This is a genomic window from Chryseobacterium ginsengisoli (assembly GCF_039542325.1).
GTDB lineage: Bacteria > Bacteroidota > Bacteroidia > Flavobacteriales > Weeksellaceae > Chryseobacterium > Chryseobacterium ginsengisoli.
Genome location: NZ_BAABHX010000001.1, coordinates 355,237 through 373,223, shown reverse-complemented (window position 1 = coordinate 373,223; position 17,987 = coordinate 355,237). Strand labels below are relative to the sequence as shown.

General features: G+C 31.2%; 14 protein-coding genes. All 14 read left to right on the top strand.

Annotated elements, in window-relative coordinates:
- Positions 1–9: 9 nt before the first annotated feature.
- The 14 genes from ABD940_RS01770 (at position 10) to ABD940_RS01705 (ending at position 17,796) form a co-directional block, all read left to right on the top strand.
- On the top strand, positions 10–705 hold the full coding sequence (locus tag ABD940_RS01770) for a hypothetical protein (RefSeq protein ID WP_345199922.1): 696 nt from the start codon (positions 10–12) through the stop codon (positions 703–705).
- 46 nt (positions 706–751) lie between these two features.
- Positions 752–1,177: a GPW/gp25 family protein gene (locus ABD940_RS01765; RefSeq protein ID WP_345199921.1), complete on the top strand. Its 426-nt coding sequence runs from the start codon at positions 752–754 to the stop codon at positions 1,175–1,177.
- Between the two features lie 12 nt (positions 1,178–1,189).
- Positions 1,190–3,016 carry a hypothetical protein gene (locus ABD940_RS01760; protein WP_345199920.1) on the top strand — a complete coding sequence of 609 codons (1,827 nt, stop codon included), beginning with the start codon at positions 1,190–1,192 and terminating at the stop codon, positions 3,014–3,016.
- A gap of 154 nt (positions 3,017–3,170) precedes the next feature.
- The gene (locus tag ABD940_RS01755; protein ID WP_345199919.1) at positions 3,171–3,620 is read left to right on the top strand and encodes a hypothetical protein; all 450 of its coding nucleotides are present in this window, start codon (positions 3,171–3,173) and stop codon (positions 3,618–3,620) included.
- A gap of 20 nt (positions 3,621–3,640) precedes the next feature.
- Entirely contained in the window at positions 3,641–5,035 is a 1,395-nt protein-coding gene (locus tag ABD940_RS01750; RefSeq protein WP_345199918.1) for a DUF5458 family protein, read from the top strand.
- Positions 5,036–5,203: 168 nt separating this feature from the next.
- The gene (locus ABD940_RS01745; RefSeq protein ID WP_345199916.1) at positions 5,204–6,280 is read left to right on the top strand and encodes a LysM peptidoglycan-binding domain-containing protein; all 1,077 of its coding nucleotides are present in this window, start codon (positions 5,204–5,206) and stop codon (positions 6,278–6,280) included.
- 18 nt (positions 6,281–6,298) lie between these two features.
- Positions 6,299–7,150 carry a DUF4280 and LysM peptidoglycan-binding domain-containing protein gene (locus ABD940_RS01740; RefSeq protein WP_345199915.1) on the top strand — a complete coding sequence of 284 codons (852 nt, stop codon included), beginning with the start codon at positions 6,299–6,301 and terminating at the stop codon, positions 7,148–7,150.
- Positions 7,151–7,152: 2 nt separating this feature from the next.
- The gene (locus ABD940_RS01735) at positions 7,153–9,885 is read left to right on the top strand and encodes a peptidoglycan DD-metalloendopeptidase family protein (RefSeq protein WP_345199914.1); all 2,733 of its coding nucleotides are present in this window, start codon (positions 7,153–7,155) and stop codon (positions 9,883–9,885) included.
- Positions 9,866–10,963: a hypothetical protein gene (locus tag ABD940_RS01730; RefSeq protein WP_345199912.1), complete on the top strand. Its 1,098-nt coding sequence runs from the start codon at positions 9,866–9,868 to the stop codon at positions 10,961–10,963. Before ABD940_RS01735 ends, ABD940_RS01730 begins: the two co-directional genes overlap by 20 nt.
- A gap of 212 nt (positions 10,964–11,175) precedes the next feature.
- Positions 11,176–12,864 (top strand): C40 family peptidase, encoded by a 1,689-nt coding sequence (locus tag ABD940_RS01725; protein WP_345199911.1) that lies wholly within the window; start codon positions 11,176–11,178, stop codon positions 12,862–12,864.
- Positions 12,865–12,866: 2 nt separating this feature from the next.
- Positions 12,867–13,967, top strand: coding sequence for a hypothetical protein (locus ABD940_RS01720; protein ID WP_345199910.1), 1,101 nt, complete (start codon positions 12,867–12,869; stop codon positions 13,965–13,967).
- Positions 13,968–15,164: 1,197 nt separating this feature from the next.
- Positions 15,165–16,640, top strand: a complete 1,476-nt coding sequence (locus ABD940_RS01715) for a hypothetical protein (protein ID WP_345199909.1) — start codon at positions 15,165–15,167, stop codon at positions 16,638–16,640.
- A gap of 5 nt (positions 16,641–16,645) precedes the next feature.
- On the top strand, positions 16,646–17,359 hold the full coding sequence (locus ABD940_RS01710; protein ID WP_345199908.1) for a hypothetical protein: 714 nt from the start codon (positions 16,646–16,648) through the stop codon (positions 17,357–17,359).
- A 20-nt stretch (positions 17,360–17,379) separates the two neighbouring features.
- Positions 17,380–17,796, top strand: a complete 417-nt coding sequence (locus ABD940_RS01705; RefSeq protein WP_345199907.1) for a DUF5991 domain-containing protein — start codon at positions 17,380–17,382, stop codon at positions 17,794–17,796.
- The last annotated feature ends 191 nt before the right edge of the window (positions 17,797–17,987 follow it).

Below are 17,987 nucleotides of genomic sequence, written 5' to 3'. Positions count from 1 at the left end.
ATTTTAGAAATGAGCCCAATACCGGAACTTAATCTCAACTTAGGAATAACTAATTCAAATTCTTCATTACATGGAGAAAATGGAGAGGGAGTTGTGGTACGTACTGATTCGGGATTGAGAAAGCACACCATTACATTACTTATTTCTGATCAGGAGGTAGGAAATGTAAATTTAAAAATAGGAGAAAAAGAAGTGGAAGTTCCTACTTACAAACTAACGGTGACAGATGATAAAACGAAAGAAACAGAATCTTATCAGGTTACAAGAGATACATTGAGTTTTGTAAAAAGCAAAACCAAGAAAAGTTTTCTTTCTTTTTTCGGATTTAAACGTTTTGATAAAACTTCTTTTTTCTATGAAAATATTGCTTTTGAGCCAAGTTTGGAAAGTGTAGAAAAGTTTGATATTTCAAAGCACAGAAAGCTTTCAGAAGAAATTCTCACTTATGAACTTCAGGGAAATGACAAAAAGATTTTATTGTATGCAGGAGATATTAATGAATTTGAAAAACCTGAAAATATAGAACAATATTTTATTGTAGTTGATAATAACAAAGGCAGAAGTTTTATCGGAGATATCTTGTATCGCGAAAAGTTTCTGAAACTGACTCCAAAAGTAGAATTGGAAGTAATTAAAAGGAAAAAAGTTCCTAAAAATTTTGAATATGATGATAAAGGAAATATCAAAAAATTGATTTATCTCTAAAAATAAAAAAACTAAAAACATAAAATAAGAAAACTAAACGATCCTAATGAAAGCCTATTACAAAATACCATTTGATTTTGAAAGCCTTACGGAGAAAAATGATGCTGAGAAGATCTCTTTGGACAGTTCTGTCAGTCAGCATTTGTTCCTTTTGGCAACTACGGCTTTGGGAGAATGTAAATTCGATGAAACCTATGGTTCCGAAATTTGGGAAATGGATTTTGATTTAATGAAAAGTGATAACAAATTAAAAGAACTGATTTCGGCAACACTAAAAAAATCAATCTCAATGCATGAAAAAAGACTTGTGGTAGAGGATGTTGAAGTGTTTGTAAATGATCATAATTTAGGAACATTAGGAAAAAAAAGAATGAAAAAAAAGGTCACAATCGCTGTTAAGGGATTGATATTGGAAACAAACAGGTCTTTTACATTTAATAATGCATTTTTTGTAGGACCACTTTCTTATTAATGAAAACAACGTATGAATCAAGAACGTATTAAAGACAGGATATTAAGAAGAGCTGCCCGAATGTGGGGCTATAATGAGCTTGAAGCGGAGACTTCGTTTGATCCCGTTGTCGGTTTATTGCTTTCCGCCTGTGCTGCAGAGCTCGAAAAATTAGGCTTCGAGTTGGAAAGTTCCCGCTCCAGAATTATCGAAAGAGTTTTAGAGGTTATGTTTCCTGAAGAAGTTTCGGGAGTGATTCCTGCAAGAGCGCTTTTGCAGATCAATCCGTTGGAAGATAATGCGAAAACGTCATTATATAACAGTTTTAAAACATCAATAAGAAAACATAATATTTATAATCCTACTGAAAATATTGTTAAAGAAATATATTTCAGCCCATCTGTTGAAGCAAAATTGACGACTTCTAAGGTGAAATATTTTGCATATAATGAGACTCTGTTTCATTTAGAAAGTTTTTTCTTTGATGATGTGATTGGAAAAGCAGAAAGGAATATCCCTTCAGGCGAACTTTGGTTGGGAATTCATTCACCCAGCAAAAAAAATCCGGAAGATCTGATGTTTTTTATTGACATCAATAATACATATCAAAAAGAATTGTTCTTCTACTATCTTAAGCAGGTAAAAGTTTATTTTGGAGATAAAGAATATATTTTAAAAGAAGGTTATAATGTAGAAAACGACAGCCTGAATCTTGAAAATATCATTACTGAAAATTATTCTGACCTTGAACATATTTATAACGAAGTTAATCAATATTATAAATCACATTTTTTTACACTGAAAGGGAAGCTGGATTTTAATGATAAACCCCAAAAAGAAAAGTTATTTACAGATTACTTTCCAGATCATAGAGTAAGTGAAGAAGATGATATTATTTGGTTAAAGTTTCAGTTTTCGGAAGCTATTGTTCCGGATATTCTTCAGAATGTTCGTTTTGCGTTGAACTGTATTCCGGTTCTTAATATTAAAAATAACAGCATAAGTCGAAGAATAAAAGGAAGATTGAATATTATTCCTATTGATGAAGAAGATCATTTTTTAGACTTAGATTTTGTTTCTGATGAAAGAGGAAAAAGACTCGATATTAAAAATTATGAAGCGGAAAACGAAGGAATGACTGCTTTATTAAGAAAAGGAGGAGTTTCCCGTTTTGACCGTAGAAATGCATCCGAACTTTTACAATATCTTTTAGAATTAATTAAAGATGAAACGGCAGCTTTTGCAGCGATGGGAGGAAATTCAGCAACTGAAGTTTTGAAACAAATTAATCAGAATGTTGCTTCATTACATCAGATTGCCAAAGAAAAGAATTTTACCCAAACGAATAATCCATACTTAATTATCTCTTCAGGAAATACAGATACAGATGTACAGACAACAATTTCGTATTGGTCTACGACAGCTGAAGAAGCAAATAGTCTGAAACCCGCAACTGTATTAACTCTTGAAAATAGCGGAGATGGAGTTCTGAATAATACGGCTGTGATGATTCAAGCCTCTGTTGGAGGGAGAAAGAAACTGTCTCCACAAGATAAAATTCTGGAATATAGAAATGCACTTTTAACGAGAGGCAGAATTGTGACAGTTGCAGATATTAAAGCATTCGGAATGAATCATTTTAAAAGCCTGCTTCTCGGAATTGAAGTTCAGAAGGGAACAAAAAAAGAAGTGTCGCTGAAAGGAGGTTTTAGCCGCACGATAGATATATTTTTATTGAAAAATAAGGAACAGACAGAAAATATTAATCATTCGGAATGGGAATATTTATGTGAAAGTTTTTTATTGAAACTGAAAAATGCTTCGGCAAATATTTATCCTTACAGATTATTTGAAAAATAAAAATAACATGATTATTTTAAATAAATATAAGAGATTCAAATGAAAGCATGATGATTTTTATAAATATATATTTATATGATTAGGTATATATTTAGATTATTATGAATTTATTTAAAAAACTAGAATTATCAAATTAATTTAAAAACATATTACTATGCTATCAAACAAAGGAATCGGTGGTAATGAAGTACCATTGGACGCAAATGAGGCAATTATGGAAATTCCTCAGAACAGAACAATTATCGCACAAAAACTTACAGCACAAGATCCGGTAAGACCGGAATTGGTGGAAGGACTTACGACGGTAGAGAAAGTGTTCGAACACTACAAACCGGAAGTTAAGGTTGATTTTGAAGATGCAAACGGAGCTATCAAAATGGAAAATCTTAGATTTAAAAATCTTGGAGATTTCGGAACAAAAGGTATTACAGGTCAAAGTAGTTTCCTTACAGGAATGGAAACTGAAAAAGATCAATATCAGAAGATTGTAAAGCAATTGAAAACAAACAAAATTTTGAAGGCAGCTTTGGAAGATCCGGATGCAAAAAAAGCATTACATGATACTTTACAGTCATTAATTAGAGAATTAGAAGAAAACAAATAATCAAAAAACGCAAATATTTTATGTCAAACAACAATAACAAACAGCCGGAAGCACAACCACAAGCAGCTGTAGAAGCTCCGGTTTTGGAACAGAAAAAAGTACAAGGACAGGTTAGTTTAGAAAAATCAATCGAGAAACTTGCTCGTTACGGCAGTTTTGATCTTTTGGAAACTTCTATAGAAAATGTTCAGAATATTAATCCTGACAGAAAAGCAAGAAGAAAGATTTTCCTGACAGAAAAAGGAAAGGAAAAAGAAAGAGAAACTCTGAAAAAAACGCTTGAACTTTGGGCAAGTGTAATCAGCAAGAGTGATTCTTTGACAGATATGGTTGCTCATTGTGAAGACCAGAGAAAATCTGCAGAGGTACTTTTATCTAAGAATCTTTCTAAAGCTGTTGAAGCTACAAGAGAATTGGAAGGTAATTACAGAACTGTTGCGATGTTCTATAAAAATACAGAATCGGATAAAGTTAAAAATGTAACCGTTGTAAATGCAGATCTTGAACAATTGAAAGATCTTGATAATACGCGTTTTATTGATACTATTCACGCAGAGCTTTCTGATAATTATGACAGACTGGATTTAAAGAATAACTACGGATTATTGGTAATTCCAGGATATTTGGGATCTAATACAGTGGTTGAAAAATGGGCAAAAATTGCACATGAAAATAAAGTAATGCTGGTAACGGATTTCGAACATTTGGATGAACCGGATGACGTAATGGAAATGTTTGACCAAGCTTATCTTACAGGTGGAGAAATCTACAGATCTAATGTATTGATGACTTGTAACTGGCTGGTTGGAAGAGGAAGATTTGAAGAAATCGATGAACTTGATGATTTGTTTATTCCGCCTTCAGGAGCTTTGGCTGGAAAAGTATACAAAACTTTGATGTCTCAGGTTACAGCCGGAAAAAAATTCGGAGGAATTAATGAAATCGACGGAGTGAAATTCGATCTTAAGAAAAGCGAAATCGCAAATCTTGAGAATTTGGGATTGATTCCAATGGTAAACGAATATGGAAAAGTAATGGCTTTTTCTGGAAAAACATTATTCAACGGAGATAATTTGGGATTGCAGACTTACTCTGTAGTTAGGGTTTTCGATTATGTGACTAAAGTATTGATGGATTTCCTTAACAGAAGAGCATTTGAGAACTTTACTGCAGTTACAAGAAAAGAAATCATGAATCAGATTGTACGTTTCTTAGATGCAATTACAGGTCCGGGTAAATTAATTGAAAATTTTGAGATTAGAAGATTCGAGCAGGATCCTGTGCAAAAAGACAGAATTCATCTGGATATTCACATGAAACCTTACTTCCCGGCTAAAAACTTCCTGATTAAAATGGACGGTCATAAAGGTGATGATGGTAATGAATGGGATACTGAGTATGAACAACAAAAATAATAGGTGAAAATTTTTCACATAGTTATCTAAAGCGCGGGAAAATTTTCTTTCTGCGCTTTAGTTATTTACAAAAGAGTTTTGAGAAAATACATTTGACCTAAACGTGATTTTATAAAATTTTCATTATCAATACTTTATAAAAAAAATAAATAATTTTTAACAATCGGTATGATAAACATCAGCATTTCTACATACGACGTAAGAAAAGGAGATACCCTCGAATCTGTTGCGGCAGAGTTGGGAATTTCTTCCGAGGAACTGAAGCGTTATCACAATTCTTACTGTGATTTGAAAGAACTTATCGGATATGATCTTAAGAATGTCAGAAGCATATTAATTCCTTCAGCAGATAAAATTGCTGAGCTTAAGAAAAATAAAACCTTAGTTTCCCGGAATAATGAACTTCCATCCAAATATTTGTTCGAAAATTTTTATGCAAAACAATATGAAGTAAAAGAACATTTTGAAAAACCGGATGCAGAGAATTTAATCATAGATTACACCGTTTCTGTCAATATTCGGGAGATCAAAGGTAGAGGCTTTATTGCCGAAGTAAAAAGTTCAGGATTTAAAAAAAATGATGAAACTCCGGATGATAAAATAAGCCAGTTATCAATTGCATCGATGGAAAGTATTTATCCTGTTTCATTTATTATTCCGGCTCAGGGAAGAATAAATGGCTTTTACGATCATAAAGAAATTGCTAAAAAGTTTAAAGATAAAAGACCCGATCTTGAAGATTTTTTCGTTGGAGAAGTTTCACAGATCTATTTTGATAAATTTCAGAACTGTCTTAAAGATGAGAATTTTCTTCTGAATCAGTTTCGATCGACGATGATGTATCAGGTTTTGTTTTTAAAAATGGATTGGCTTCATAAAAACAAACCCTGGGAAGAAGAATTATACCTTATTCAAAATTCCTTTCCTGTAAAATGTTTGCTGGAAGCAGAATGTGATCATGAAAATTCAGAATATATTGAAACGACAATTCACGGAAATATTACAGACGAATATTGCCTGCAGGAATTGCTGAAAGGAGTGAAATTTTCAGAATGTAATGATGAACCGGCTGTAGGAGAAATAAATTTCAGATACAAAACAAATAAACAGACAAAACATCTGTTGGAAGCAGAATTTGATATTGTTTTAATGAACGAAGGAGAAATATATAATACATATAAATTGATCCTTATCGCCAAAAAAGAAGAAAAACGTATTAAAAAGTTTAGTACATTAGCAGAGTAATAAAAACGCAGTAATCCGATGAAAAAACACCTTATACAAAAGGGAGATTCTCTCTCTTCCATTGCGGAGCAGTTTTCTGTAAAGGATGGAGCAACACTACGAAATTTTCATAATATTTATTGTCCTTTGGATGATTTGCTGGGATATGATGTCGTTCCGGGAAAAGAAATTCTGATTCCGGATGATCCGAAATATCTGAAGAGTGAAGAAACGGACGATGAAGAGGTTGATGATAAAACATTACACAACAGAAGGCTTTATAATAATGAAGCAGAAGCAGAAAATCAGGAATCTGCTGAAAAAGATGATTTGGATCCTGAAGAAGATAAACAGGAAAAACCAACTGAAAAAAAAGAAAAGCGAGAAGATAGTGCTTCAAGTGAGCATGACGGTAAATATTTTGTCATCCAAAAAGGGATGTGTCAATGTAATCAGGGATTTAAATTTCCTAAGTTTAAAGTAACCAGTCACCAGAAACATTATTGGAATGATGAAGACGGACAGGCGGATTATCTTGCCGTAACAGAAGATGATCTGCAGCTTGATCCTCCCGCACAGCCTTTCGGGCAATGTAAGTTGAAACCCTCTTCCGGAGGTTATCTTCCGTGTGCTTATGCACCGGCAGGGAAATGGAAAAAAACGTATGAAAAAGTAAAAGTTATGGATAAAAGCTGTGTAACGGAATTATCAGAGTTGATGTGCAGTACGGGAGGAAAGATTACCATTTTTAAGCATGGGCAGCAGAGTGAGGCGGGGAAAAGCCAGGCAACTAATGCCAATTCGCAGGAACAGCAAGTCTATAATCCAGTAATGGATTACAATGAATTTAAAGAAGAAGCCAATAATACCGATCAATTATATTATAGTTAATTATGTTTGCATTTATTATAGGAAGTCAAAATCCAGTGGTAGGCAAAGCTTATGCCTATGAGATCTCCTCTGGTTCATTATCCATATTTGGAGAAAATACAAAATATGAATGGTATCTTTTTAAGAAACAAAAAAACGGAAGTTGGCGGGATGTTACAACGACTCCCAAGGTAGGAAGATCAGTTAGCTATACTTTTCATGAACCTGTTTTGGGAAATGAATTTGAACTACGGGTTTTTGAAATAAAATCGGGATCGATCACAGGAATAGCACCAATAAAAAAACAGATTGCAAAATTAGACCTTATCCCAAGCAATAGTAAAACAGCACAAATAGATAAAGTTGTTTTATTAAACAGAGGTTCGAAAGATGTAAATAAAGCAAATTACAGAGATACTTTAGTTGCACAGGCATTTTGTACCGCCATGTTTGATCAGGAGGTTGAGTTTCAGCTGTGGGAAGATGATGCTCCGGGAGGAGGGCATGATGCAGTAATCAATAAAAATAACCGCCACAACAGAATTTATAAAGCAAAGGTCAATGAAAAAGGGATTGCAGAAGCAAGAATTCCTTTAAGTGGAGATGAAAGAATCTTAAGGCAGATTGCTAATAAATATTTGATGAAAGGTGATAAAAGTGAAGGCAAAAATCATGAATATTATATAACAGCAAGTTATCATGGTAAAATACAGAAAGAAAGTCAGGTAAATGTAGATGTCTCCAATCCTGATTATAAAAAGAAGCAGCCTAAACAACAGACTCATCCAAAACATCAATCTCCTTCAACTCCCAAACCACAAGAGCCAAAGAAACCTGTTTCACAACCTCAAAAATCTCAGCCTAAGCAGAATACACCGAAGTTTCCTGCAACAAAAACTTCTACTGCGCCAAGACAGGCAGATGCACAGGCAAGAATAACGGATGCGTATTTTGTGAATGGCAGCGGTCAAAAACTTTCAAAAGTTACGGTTGGAGATAAGATAAGAGTACGGATTGCATCCAGTAATATGAAAGATAAACATATTCAATATGTAATTTGGGAATATGATGCTCTAGGTTCTAATGATGAAATATATAGAAGTAATAAGATAAAATTAGGTTACGATTTGGCGGATATGCCTGAAATTAATATTACAAAAGAAATGTTCAATAAAGGGATTGATCTTTGGGGTGATCCTGATAAAGATTCTCAAAATTATTTTATAGAAGTTTTACCATTAGATGTGTCGGCTTATTCTAAGAAATTTGGAGTGAGTTCGGATGGTTTGATGAAAGTGGAGAAGGTGAAAAGTGCGGCGATGGTGAAAAAATTAGAACAGAAGAAAAAAGATAACACAATTGTAGGATGTCTTAGATGTAAGAAAGTAACCAAAGAAGAATTAAAACAAATTTTTACCGAAGCATCTGATACTACATTGAACCAAGTGGCTGCAGCGTTTAATGAAGTAAATATAAAACTTGGTATAAATACATGTCAAAAGAAAGCGCATTTCTTTGCGCAAATTAGAGAGGAGTCAGGTACAAAACTTACACCTCACGAACCTGAAAGTATCAATTATTCAGCAAGAAGACTTAAAGATGGAGATTATGTCACGGGTTCTGGTTGGATAAAAGATTTGATAAATGGAGGACATTATTCTTCAGGTACATGGAAAACAGGACCATTTTCATATTTTAAAAGAAACCCTTCAGAGGCAAATTTATATGGTAGAAAAGATTTAAATAAATATGGCGATGGGCTTATTCAAAAAGCAAATCAAGAAGCAATTGCAAATAGAGCTTATGCAAACTCAAATGGTAATGGAAATATAGAAAGTGGTGATGGATGGAAATATAGAGGAAGAGGATTAATTCAATTAACAGGTAAGGATAAGTATATTTTAGTAAATAACAAATTAAAGGAAAAAGTTATTAGTCTTATAATTGATGCAAATAATGTTAATAACAATAGAGAAGGAACTATTGCGTCTATGGCGTACTGGGCGGCAAATGGACTTAACGAAAAGGCTAAAGCAGGGAATGAAAATAAAAATGTTGATTCTATCACAAAAATAATAAATCCTCTAACAGATTCCTATATTGCAAGACAAAACCATTTTAAGAATACCTATAAAGTGTTTAAAGTAAATCAATGCTCTAAAGATTCAATAGACACCACACAAAAAAGAAAATGTACCGAAGATTATTCACAATGTTTTGATTATGCCGATGTTTGGGAAAATCCAGAAATAAGTAGTGATAATGGAGGGAAAAACAATAACAGATATGGTCATGGCTCTGCAAGAGGTCATAAAGGAGTTGATATATTAACAGGTGCAATATACAAAGATGTACATTCATTGATGTGTGGTAAGGTAGAAAATATTGTTACAAGTTTTAAGACAAATGAATATGGTCATTTAAAATTAGGGAATGTTATTAATATAAAATCAAAAGATAAGAATGGTAATATAGTTTATATATTATATTGTCATTTAGATAAAGTCTATGTGAAAAAAGATGATTTTGTCCATCACGGTCAAAAAATTGGTTTGTCCGGATCTACTGGAAATGCTTCATCAGATGAATTTCCAAATGGTAAAAGGGGACATGGAATAAAAAAAGAAAAATGGCATTGTCACATAGAAGCTTGTTCAGATGGAGCTGAAGCGGTGACATTTTTTGGAAAAACAAGGTTACAGCCAGAAAATTATATGAAAACAAAATTTGATACAAATGGGAATGCAATTAAATAATATAATAAATATCATAATCTTTTTATGTTTATTAGTTTCCTGTAAGCAAAAAGCACAAGATAAAATTTTAATTAAACAAGATATTGAGAGAAAACAATTACAAATAGACTTCTTTGACCAAAAGTATAATAACGAAACTTTCAGTATGCTAATTGATGAATCAACTATTTCTGAGCATCCTATTTTATCTTATTTAAATTGTGAAGATGAAGGGTATTTTTCTATTCACTTTGTCCCAAAATCAGATTCCTTGATGCAATTTTGGAAGAAAGGTTTTTTTAAAAATTATGACTTTAATAACTTTGACCTAGAAAAAGATAATGAATACATAAGAAAAAAGCTGAAAAGCCATTTTAATAACTATAATATTTTTTCATATCAAATAGAAAAAAAATATTTAGATTCAAATAATGGTTGTACAATTGAAAGTGTTTTTTTAAAAAATGAAAGTAGTGCAAAAATTTATCTTTACGATGAAGAAAGTAAAAAATGGGAATTTTTAAAAACGATTAAATCTAAAATATTACCACCATATGTTGATAATAATTATTTTATTCAGAATTTTCCACAGTTATTTAGATCAAATAAAGAATATATTCTTCCTAAGAACTATTTCAAATTAGATAGTACTCAAATAAATTTAGAAAAAGATAAATATGAAATATTAATTTTGGAAAACAATAAAAAGAAAGATCAAAAAAACTTTCAACATAATTCTAATCCAATTGAGATACTTAGGAAAACAGAAAAAGGATATATTGAAAAAGCTAAGAACAATAAACTTATTTTTGCATATAATGATAATTGTCCTGCCGATGGTTTTCAAAGGATAGTGTCAAAAAATAATTACTTTACAATTGAACAAACATATTGTAAAGATTTTCTGTTTGTTCAATCTTATACTACTTTTAAAATAAATGTTGACGGAAGTATATTACTTCATAAATATGGAGAAGAATATACTGATAGAAGTAATCCAGATAAAAATATAAAAAGTATTGTAAAAACATCAAATGATTTTGGTGTCATAAAATTTGAAAATATAACACAAGAATTTTTGTTACAATTAATAAAATAATACTAATTTTTCATTATTAAATATCACAAACGATTTGTTATACGATATTTAAACGAGATAAGATAATACCTAAATCACAGGAATCCAAGAAACCGACTTCACAACCTCAAAAAGCTCAGCCTAAGCAGAATACACCGAAGTTTCCTGCGACAAAAACTTCTACTGCGCCAAGACAGGCAGATGCACAGGCGAGAATAACGGATGCGTATTTTGTGAACAACAATGGGCAGAGATTAGCAAAAGCCATAGTTGGAGATTGGGTAAGAGTTTGTATCCATACAAGTAATATGATTGGGAAGCATGTTCAGTATGTCGTTTGGGAATATGATAGAATATCAAATGATGAAATTTCCAGAAGCGGAAGACTTGAAGTAAAAGGAGATGTTATTACAACAGGAGGTTTTACGATTACTGAAAAAATGTTTGAAAAAGGTGCAGATGTGGGAGATTCTACATCACAGAACTATTTTATAGAAGTTTTACCATTAGATGTGTCGGCTTATTCCAAGAAATTTGGAGTGAGTTCGGATGGCTTGATGGAGGTTGAGAAGGTGAAAAGTGCGGCGGTGGTAAATAATTCAAAACAAAATAAAGCGAATGGTACTTGTATTTGTAAAGAAAATCAATTTTATTGGGGAAATAAGCTAACATGTAAAGAAAGAATAAAAATTTTACAAGTCTGTGCAAACTTATGGGGAGAAACAAACAAAGTTCAAAAGGCTAGTGAATTGATGTCTATAATGCATGTAGAAACCGCTACAACATTTTCGCCATCTGCAGACAATGGGGCTGGTTTTTCTGGGTTGATACAATTTAGTGATGCATCAGCTAAAAGTGTACAAACTACTAGGGCTAAATTAAAGGCTATGACTTTTATTGACCAAATGGATTATGTAGAAAAATATTTATCAAAAAAGAAAGATAAATTAACAACAATGACTGATTTATATCTAATGGTATTAAAACCAAATGCTGTGGGTCAAGGAAATGTTGCTAAATATATTTTATTCGATGAAAGTATTTCAGTACCAGATGTACCCTTTGACAAAGATAACTTAGGTAAAGAACCATGGGTTACAAAATATGGATATGCTGCAAATCCAACCTATATGGCAGAAAATGGAGAGTTTTCTAATAAAAGACAATTTAAAACGTACAGTAAGGGCGTTAAAGAAAAAAGAGGATTTGCAGGAGGAAAAACATATGTGTGGGAAGTAACACAAATATTAAAAGAGAAGCATTATGATTTAGGAAAATCACAGATATTTAATAGTGTGTGTGAAAACCAACCTAAAACTAATACAAAAGCGGAAGGTGCAAGAGCTCCTTGGATGGATGTCGCTATAAAAATTGCAAAAGAAATGAAAGGTTGTACTGAAGACAAAGATCCAATGTATAGTAAAGCCAAAAGTTATTTAAGATATTGTAATAACTCTTTTGAACCAACAGATGGAGAAAACGGTCCATGGTGTGCTGCATTTATGAATTGGACAATTGGGCAAGTATCTTACTCACATGCAAAATCAGCCGCTTCTCTCGCTCCATTAGACGCTGTGGCTGGAAAAAAATATAAAGAAATAAAAAAGCCTATATATGGATGTATTGTTGTTTATAAACATAAAACCAAATGGAAAGGGCATACTGGTTTCTTATATGGAATGACTAAATCAGGAAATTATATTTTACTAGGTGGTAATCAGGATAATACGATAAGATTTGATAATTATGGAGAATATACTAGTAGTAGTAAAAAAAAGAAACTCTACGGCTTTTATATTCCGATAGATTATGAAATAAAGGATGTAGACTATTTAACAGATGCAGATACCTATGCTACATCCAATGAAATTAACATTAAATATGGTATTGTTGCAGGAAAAGCAACAGGAAAAACAAATTAATTATGAAGAATAGAATCTTTCAACTTTTAGTATTGACTACATTTTTTATACAATGTCAAAATAAAAAAGAACAAGAAAATATTATTAAGCCAACAAATACAAGCATGCAACAAAATATTAATAATGGTCAAATCAAAGAAATTCTTGACAAACAATCATATTTGGAAAATGAAGAGACTGAAGATAAATATAACTTATCAAAAATAGATATTGATATTTTATCAGATCTAATTAGTAAAGATTTAAAGAATAAAGGGTATAAAGAACCATCCAGCGAAGTCTTCTTACAAAAAATAAACTCTATTTTCAATCTAGATACCAAATGTAACCAGCATGGACAAATTGATACAAGATATCTTGTATATCATGGTAATCTTATGGATGGAACACAAAATACGTTGAAGGATAATCTATTTGAACCATACATTGAGACTGGAAATATATTTTTTGATCAAAAAAATACATTATTTACAAATTTTATTTTATTGAAAAATATTGTTAAAGTTAATGGTCAAAATCTTTCCGTTCACGTTCCTCAAAATATAGTTGCTCAAAATAAATATATCTTCAATGACAGCAAAGCTGATTATGCATGGTTAAAAGCAAATGATTCAACCTTCTTAGAATCATTAGTTAAAACTTTTGGCTATACTAAAAATAAGGAATTAAGTATATATGTTTTAGAAAAGAATTCAGATTCAGATGAATTTGGAAAAATATTATGGAATAAAAGATGTAATGGAGAAATCAAATTTAATAAGGATATTATAGATATTATAGCAGAATTTCCCAAAGATAAACAAACCAAATATTTAAATATTATTTCTGATTATATTGTTAAGGAAGTAAAAAATAACAATGCTATTTTTAATGATAATTTTTCAAAAAAAGCTGAAGTACTTGGCAAATTAGCTTATTATTCTGAAAAAATCGGTGAGAAAATTGACATGCAATATCAATTCTTCAGCATTATAGGAAGTGTAGAAGGAGGTGAGGCTTATGAAAAAGAATTTAGTAAAAATAATTATTATAATATTTCAGATTTTAAAAAAGCTTGGGACGAAACAAGAACCGGAGGAATTGGCTATCCTGGAATGGAATAGATATGCTTTTTATATAAATTAGAATAGTTCAAGAAACAAAAAAACGGAAGTTGGCGGGATGTTACAACGACTCCCAAGGTAGGAAGATCAGTTAGCTATACTTTTCATGAACCTATTTTGGGAAATGAATTGAACTACGGGTTTTTGAAACAAAATCGGGATCGATCACAGGAATAGCACCAATAAAAAAACAGATTGCAAAATTAGACCTTATCCCAAGCAACAGCAAAACAGCACAAATAGATAAAGTTGTTTTATTAAACAGAGGTTCGAAAGATGTAAATAAAGCAAATTACAGAGATACCTTAGTTGCAAAGGCATTTTGTACCGCCATGTTTGATCAGGAGGTTGAGTTTCAGCTGTGGGAAGATGATGCTCCGGGAGGAGGGCATGATGCGGTAATCAATAAAAAAGGGATTGCAGAAGTAAGAATTCCTTTAAGTGGAGATGAAAGAATCTTAAGGAAGATTGCTAATAAATATTTGATGAAAGGTGATAAAAGTGAAGGCAAAAATCATGAATATTATATAACAGCAAGTTATCATGGTAAAATACAGAAAGAAAGTCAGGTAAATGTAGATGTCTCCAATCCTGATTATAAAAAGGAGCAGCCTAAACAACAGACTCATCCAAAACATCAATCTCCTTCAACTCCCAAACCACAAGAGCCAAAGAAACCTGTTTCACAACCTCAAAAATCTCAGCCTAAGCAGAATACACCGAAGTTTCCTGCCACAAAAACTTCTACTGCGCCAAGACAGGCAGATGCACAGGCAAGAATAACGGATGCGTATTTTGTGAATAATAGTGGACAGAAATTATCAAAAGCCGTAGTTGGTGATTGGGTAAGAGTTTGTATCCATACGAGTAATATGATTGGAAAGCATGTTCAGTATGTCGTTTGGGAATATGATACAATATCCAATGATGAAATTTCAAGAAGTGGAAGACTTGAAGTAAAAGGAGATGTTATTACAACGGGAGGTTTTACCATTACTGAAAAAATGTTTGAGAAAGGTGCAGATGTGGGAGATTCTGAATCACAGAACTATTTTATAGAAGTTTTACCATTGGATGTATCGGCTTATTCCAAAAAAATTGGAGTGAGCTCGGATGGTTTGATGGAGGTTGAAAAGGTGAAAAGTGCGGCGGTAGTGAAGGGAGTGAAAAGGGATAGCACAAAATCGACTTGTATTTGTGAACAATATAATTTGTCATGGGGTAATAAATTTACTTGCGAAGAAAGAAAGAAAGAAAGAAAGAAAGAAAGAAAGAAAGAAAGAAAGAAAGAAAGAAAGAAAGAAAGAAAGAAAGAAAGTTGTTCAGATCTGCGCCGAATTATGGGGTGAGTCTAGAAAAAAAGAAATGACAGACCATTTAATGAATTGTATGGCTTTAGAAACCGGAGAGAAGTTTAAACCTGATACAGGTTATTCTAGTGGAGGAGCAACAGGATTAGTTCAATGGACGGGATCTGCAATAGATGGGATGAATAAAAATAACAAATATAATTATGGCAAAATTTTAACAAAAAAAGCATTAGCAAACATGACTATTCTACAACAATTAGAGTATGTAAAATTATATTTTAAAATGTGGATAGATTCTGGTAAAGTAATAAATGATTCACTTGATATGTATATGTGTATTTGGTGTCCTGCTGCTGTAGGAAAAGAAGATTCATTTATATGTTATAGTGAGAAAAATAGCTCTAAGAATTATAATGCTAATAAAAGTATTGATGGAGAATATTATAGAGAAAAATATATCAACGCTAAAGGAAAGACAGTATATAATACTGTTGGGAAAAGTGATGGAAACGGAGAAATTACAAAAGGAGAATTACGTCCAAGATTAAAAGTAAAACAAGTTTCAGGGATAAATTATAAAGAAATTAACTTTACTTGTAATACATCTCAAACACCTATAAATGCCAAAGACGTTATTACTTTTCATATTTATGCGGATGGCAAAATAGAAAAACATATTCCTAAAAATATAAAAGAAGAATATAAGAAAAAGTACAAATACACGTATCATGATAAAGATGGAAAAGAACATAATATTTGTATAGTAGATTTTATAATTGCTCAAAATTGGATTGTTGGATCAAAAATCAATGGTGGAAAAGGCTGGGAAAAGAGAGTTGCTGGTGGAAAAACAAGATATTATCAAAAAGGCAATGGAGAGGTTGAATTAGTTAAAGTTAAAGTTCCATTAAATTATAATCAAAAAGGGGTAAATATTAAAATTGGAGATAATACCGATAGGGAATATATAAATCCTAAGGCGTTTGCATCAATGTTAGGAGCTGTCGCTGAATGTGGATATAATGATTTTAATTTTAATGGTTCAACTTCCAGTGATGGAACTGGTGCGCCTAGTGTAACGCATGTAAATGGAGTTTCATTTGATTTTAGATATTTAAGAAAAGATAGAACAGGTAATAATCTGCATATTGACACAGAGCCAAATTCATTAGATATATTGAGAGAAGAGAAATTTATTGATGCATTGATTAAATTTGGTTATTCTAAATTTTATAGTTATAATATTAAAGTAAATGGAAAACCATTTATTCTTAAAAACTCCACACATTTAGCCGATCATAATCATCATTTACATATAAGAAGAGAAGGATATAATCCAAAATATAAAGAAATTAAAGAATAGAACCTATGAAAACATTAAACATTATGCTCCTTGTAATTGTACTTATTTCATGTAAAAAAGTAAATAAACAAGAAGTAAAAGATGAAAATTATAAACAAAATATTGGAGTTACTGAGTCTATAAATGATTGTCCAATCGATTCCATGAAAATGAAAATTTCGGAATTTAATGGTATCAACTTTTATTCTGAAAATACGATGAGAGGTAAAGGAGTTATTAATATATCTGTAGATACTAAGATTGAGATTCTTAATTTGGATAAAACAATATATGGAAGCATATCTCCAAGTAAAAATGATTTAATTCCTTATGATATTCATTTACCCAAAAATGTTGTTGCAAGAGAGATTATTCCGGATATAGAATTTAGAATTTTTGATTTTGATGCGGAACAACCTGATAATGCTTCTGAATTTGTAATAATTTATGTTAATAAAGAGAAAAAATTATTACGAAAAAAAAATTTACAATATACTTTTTCAAATTGGGATAAATATATAAAATCTGCATTTATACAATTAGATTCAGATATTATTAATATTAGTAAAGAAGAACAAAAGTACTGGTATAAAGCTATTCAGATAAATGCAGATTCTATGTTAATAAAGTCAGTTTCTAAAACGGACTGTGATTATATTGAAGACTATAAGGATATTTCGAAATGGATAAAATGGAAAAATGGAAATTGTAAACTTATTAAACTAAATTTTTGTTACTAATTATTAAATAATAAAAATATATGAAAAATTATTTTTGTATTATTTTCTTTGTTTTAATATATGCTTTCACTTTTGCACAAGAAAAAATTTCAGCGAAATGGATTGGTAGTTATTCATTAAATTTTTCAAGGAAAAGAAATTATGCTCCCGAAATGTATTGGGAGCATAATTTTACATTATCAAAAGATTCTTGTAATTATGAAGGAACAGGTTTTCAATTTTATACAAAATATAAATGTTTTGTAAAAGAAGATAAAGATGTGATTTTCATTTATTCGAAAAAATACATTGATGGATATCAAATTTATGATGACAATGAACTAATAATGAAGATGTATAAATTTAAAGATTTCTATTATACTAAAACAACTGCTCTAAAACCTGAAGAAGCATTGAATAAGTTAACAAAATTTGGATATAGAGTTTATAAAAAATAGCAAGATCAAATATTACTTTACTGTAGCATCCTTATAAGTCTCAAGAATATAGATTGAACTCTATGGGAAATCCAATTAAATTATGAAACAAATATTTATACTTACAATTTTGCTTGTTCTAAACAGTTGTAATGGTCAAACACAAGATAAAATAGATTCTCCAAATAAGAAATCTATAATTACAAATAATA